Annotated in this window: 4 protein-coding genes; all 4 read left to right on the forward strand. The window is 60.7% G+C overall.

What is annotated here, in order from left to right; translation table 11 throughout:
- Window positions 1-701 (forward strand): DUF2345 domain-containing protein (locus tag V7Z98_RS17755; RefSeq protein ID WP_334159420.1); only part of this gene is annotated, 701 nt, incomplete at its 5' end.
- 3 nt (window positions 702-704) lie between these two features.
- Window positions 705-2,621: a phospholipase D-like domain-containing protein gene (locus tag V7Z98_RS17760; protein WP_334159421.1), complete on the forward strand. Its 1,917-nt coding sequence runs from the start codon at window positions 705-707 to the stop codon at window positions 2,619-2,621.
- Window positions 2,622-2,623: 2 nt separating this feature from the next.
- The gene (locus V7Z98_RS17765; RefSeq protein ID WP_334159422.1) at window positions 2,624-3,646 is read left to right on the forward strand and encodes an SEL1-like repeat protein; all 1,023 of its coding nucleotides are present in this window, start codon (window positions 2,624-2,626) and stop codon (window positions 3,644-3,646) included.
- A 6-nt stretch (window positions 3,647-3,652) separates the two neighbouring features.
- Window positions 3,653-4,392: tetratricopeptide repeat protein (locus V7Z98_RS17770; protein WP_334159424.1), on the forward strand; the 740-nt coding region annotated here is incomplete at its 3' end.

Raw genomic sequence — 4,392 nt, forward strand, 5'->3', positions numbered from 1 at the left:
GGCGGTCGATCTCGCTGTTTGTGCAGGGCGTGAAGGACAAGACCGCCATCAAGCTTTATGCCGCTCGGGGGAAGGTGGACGTGCAGGCCCAAAGTGCCAGCATCGAGATCACCGGCGACGACAGCCTGACGGTCATCTCTAGCGACGACCGCATTTTCGCCAACGCCAAGGACCACATCACCTTCGCCTGCGGCGGCGCCTACATCAAGATCGCCAACGGCAATATCGACATCCACTGCCCGGCCACGGCCAGTTTCAAAGCGGGGGATTACAAGATCGAGGGGCCGACGAGCATGAATGCGGCGCACCCGGATTTCCCTCAAGGAGCATTCAAGACCCCCCTAGTGCTTAATTTCGATCATGCCCCCATGGGGATGAAGAGCGCTTGGGCAGGCATGCCTTACAAGCTCTTTGCCGATGGTGCCCTCCTAAAAGAAGGCGTAATGGACGACAGCGGCCGCCTGCCGATTGACCACGCGGTAGTGACTAAAAAGTACAAGCTGGAACTGGCCAATGGGGTCAGTTACGACATTCCGGTTCCCAACGACTACACCAATCCGGACCAGGGTGACCTAGCCAACCAGGGGTTCCATCGTTACGCAGCCGGTGCCAGTCCGGAGATGGGGGCCACCGACCCGCCAGATGCAGCGCGTAGCGTCTATGCCTCCACCCTGACCAATTCCCTTCAGGAGGGAGATTGAGCCATGAGCAGCCCGTGTATTGTCGTTCCCCTTGCCCAGAACCAGACCAACTCTGCAAACATCACCCCGCCCTGGTTCGTCCAAAAGGCGGAATATCGCCCCTTGCCGGCATCGTTAAAAATACTCGTCAATGGCGAAACAGCCTTCGGCGAGATTCACCGTGCCATAGAGAGGGCCAAGCATTCTGTCTGCATCATTTGCTGGGGTTTTCAGCCGTCCATGCATTTCATTCGGGACGGCGCCTCACCCGCCATCGGCAAGCTATTGGAGCGGGTCGGCAAACGCGCCCAGGTGCGGGTGCTCAGTTATGTAGTCGATCCTCTCTGGCTGGGTATCAACGTTACGGGAGGCGTTGCCGGTGAAGCTAACGTACCCGGTCGCCGCGCGGTTGCCCTGAGCGACCAACCAGCCACGAGTACCGATGCCCAATATGCCTATGATCAGGAATGGTATCTGCGCTATGACACCGACCAGAAGGTCGCTGACTGGGCGGTCAAATCCGCCAAGGGGATGGATGATACCGTTCAGGCCAACATCCGTTTTGTCGGGCGGGGCTTCTCTGCCGCCGATCGCAAGGCCATTGCGGCCCGGGATCATGAAGACAAGGGTTTGAGTAAGAAGGCTAAAGCCACGCTTGCCTCCGCGCCCAGCCATCACCAGAAAATGGTCCTGGTCGATTACGAAGACCCCGAAAATGCCGTGGGTTTTCTCATGGGGCACAACATGCTCGACGAGTATTGGGACACCAGCACCCACAGCTGCCACCCTTATGCCGCCAACCGGGGCCGCAACGGTAAACGGCCCCGTCAGGATTTCTCCAGCAAGCTCACCGGTCCGGCGGTGGGCGATCTGTTCCGCAACTTTGCCCAGGCCTGGGCCAAGGAAACCGGTGAAACCCTGGCGCCGCCGGCATTCGAAAAATACCCGGTGCGCTGCGAAGGTGGCGCCCCCTCGGTGTGCCAGGTGCTCCGCACCCAACCCCAGTATGGTCGGGAGGACATCAAGAAGGCTTACCTCCAGGCGGTGAACAACGCCACTCGCTACATCTATATTGAAAACCAGTATTTCCGCTGGCCCCCCCTGGCTGAAAAAATCCGCGCCGCTGCCCTGGCCCAGAGCCGGGGCGGGCGGGATCCGGGAACCCACGGCAGCCTGTACCTCTTCGTCATCACCAATGCCGATGACGAGGGGATGGGCTCGGGTGTGACCAACACCTACCGCATGCTCGACTCCCTGGGGCGGGCCGACACCATTCCCGCGGTAGCCCGGGCCGAGGAGGAAGACCTGCGGGAGCAGAACCTGGAACTAGCAAAGAAGCGCCAGGCAGGCCTGGAAGACAAGGTCAATGCCTCCGCCCGACGCCAGTGGGGGCATTTCGGCGATGACCACATGAAGTTGTTGCAAGAGGCCAATACCGCCCGGGACGCCACCGTGGCTGCTGAAAAGGAGCGAGATGCCACCAGGGAAGCGGTACGCCGCGCCAAGAAGAGCAGCAAGGAACGCACCGTCCTGCCCCAGGACCGCCCCGGGCTGAAGGTGCACGTCTGCACCCTGGTGGCCCCCGATACCCCCGATGGCAAGCCCTGGACCGACGTCTACATCCACGCCAAGCTGATGCTCATCGACGACACCTTCCTCACCCTGGGCAGCGCCAACATCAACACCCGCAGCATGGAGGTGGATAGCGAACTCAACCTGGTCCAGGACCGGCCGGAAATCACCCGTCCGCTGCGGCAGCAGTTATGGGGATTGCATACCAAAAAAACTGGAGCGGAAGAGATGAACCAACTGGATGCTGTGTTTAAGACATGGCAGAAAATTATGGAAAAAAACAAAGACAACCGCTTTAACCGCATTACCCCTTTAGCCTCTCTTACCGAATTCTATCGGGGCAGCCCAGACGTTTCCGATCTGGACTGACCATGCGTACTTTCCTCCTGTATCTGCCCCTCATTCTCGGCCTCACCGCCTGCGACGCCTTTGGAGACCGTTCCGTGCCCGACCTGCCCGCCATCCAGGCCAAGCAGGCCTTCACCTGCACCCATGAAGCTGAGCGCCTGCCGCCCCTGCCGCCGGACGCCGACGTCCTCTTCAACTACGCCCGCTGGCTGCAGCGGGAGAATCTGGTCAAGGAAGACCCGGCGGTGGAGCGGGAGGTGGGGCGCTTGTACCGAATCGCCGCCGCCCAGGGCCACCACAAGGCCCTGTTCAACCTGATCAACGGTATTTCCGGCGGCAAGTTCGACGGCACCATCGAAGAAATGCTCGACTTCAACGATGCTCTTCTGAAAGCCGGGGTGCCCATGGCCTACTACAACCTGGGGCATTTCCTGGAGAACGGCATGGGGGTCAAGGAAGACCCAGACCTGGCCTTGAAGTATTTCCGCAAGGCGGCGGACCTAGGGAGTCCCCATGCCCAGTACTACGTGGCGGAGAAGCTGGCGCCCATTGATGCCGCCCCGGATATCGCCCGCCAGATGCGCCGCTGTGCGGCGGAGCAGGGGCATGGCAAGGCGGCTTTGGCCTTGGGCCTCAACCTACAAGGGAAGGGGAGCTACGCAGAGGCTGTCGAGGCATTCCAACTCGGCGTCAAGGCAGGAAATGACATAGCAGCTTTAGCTTTAGAAGATGGATTTAGAGCTCCCCCCCCCTCTGATAAATTGGATTACTTGGCACTACCCAAGGACGAAGAGCGTAGCCGCCGCTACCAGGAAATCGGCCATGTCCTGCATGCCTACTCGTACCTCAACCCGGTGGTTCCGGAACTGGACGAGATCGTTCCCCTGCCGCCGGCCAAGCTGCCACCCTGGGACGGCAAGCTGCAATGGCGCACCGAATTCCAGGCCAATGTGCCGCCACCCAAGCCCACGGATGACCTGATCGTCCGCCTGGCCCGGGACAAGGGCCTGGATTCGGCCTCCGGTATGCCGGTTCGGAAACGCTGACTCCCCGTGGCACGCAACGTCCTCCTGTTCCTGCTCCTCACGGGCCTTTCCGCCTGCGACGCCTTTGGAGACCGTTCCGTGCCCGACCTGCCCGCCATCCAGGCCAAGCAGGCCTTCACCTGCACCCATGAAGCTGAGCGCCTGCCGCCCCTGCCGCCGGACGCCGACGTCCTCTTCAACTACGCCCGCTGGCTGCAGCGGGAGAATCTGGTCAAGGAAGACCCGGCGGTGGAGCGGGAGGTGGGGCGCTTGTACCGAATCGCCGCCGCCCAGGGCCACCACAAGGCCCTGTTCAACCTGATCAACGGTATTTCCGGCGGCAAGTTCGACGGCACCATCGAAGAAATGCTCGACTTCAACGATGCTCTTCTGAAAGCCGGGGTGCCCATGGCCTACTACAACCTGGGGCATTTCCTGGAGAACGGCATGGGGGTCAAGGAAGACCCAGACCTGGCCTTGAAGTATTTCCGCAAGGCGGCGGACCTAGGGAGTCCCCATGCCCAGTACTACGTGGCGGAGAAGCTGGCACCCATCGATATCGCCCCGGATATCGCCCGTCAGATGCGGCGCTGTGCGGCGGAGCAGGGACATGGCAAGGCGGCTTTAGCCTTAGGCATCAACCTCAAAAATCGAAAGAACTACAAGGAAGCTGCTGAGGCTTTCCAACTCGGCGTCAAGGCAGGAAATGAAAATTGGGCTGCAGCCGGTTTCGCTGACACCTTGTTAAGGTGGAAGATGAAACGGGA

The sequence above is a fragment of the Oryzomicrobium sp. genome, from assembly GCF_036820405.1.
Classification (GTDB): domain Bacteria; phylum Pseudomonadota; class Gammaproteobacteria; order Burkholderiales; family Rhodocyclaceae; genus Oryzomicrobium.

What these genes read in the sequence shown, in the direction of transcription:
- V7Z98_RS17760 (WP_334159421.1), top strand. Translation starts at nt 705, where the DNA reads ATGAGCAGCCCGTGTATTGTCGTTCCCCTTGCCCAGAACCAGACCAAC.
- V7Z98_RS17765 (WP_334159422.1), top strand. Translation starts at nt 2,624, where the DNA reads ATGCGTACTTTCCTCCTGTATCTGCCCCTCATTCTCGGCCTCACCGCC.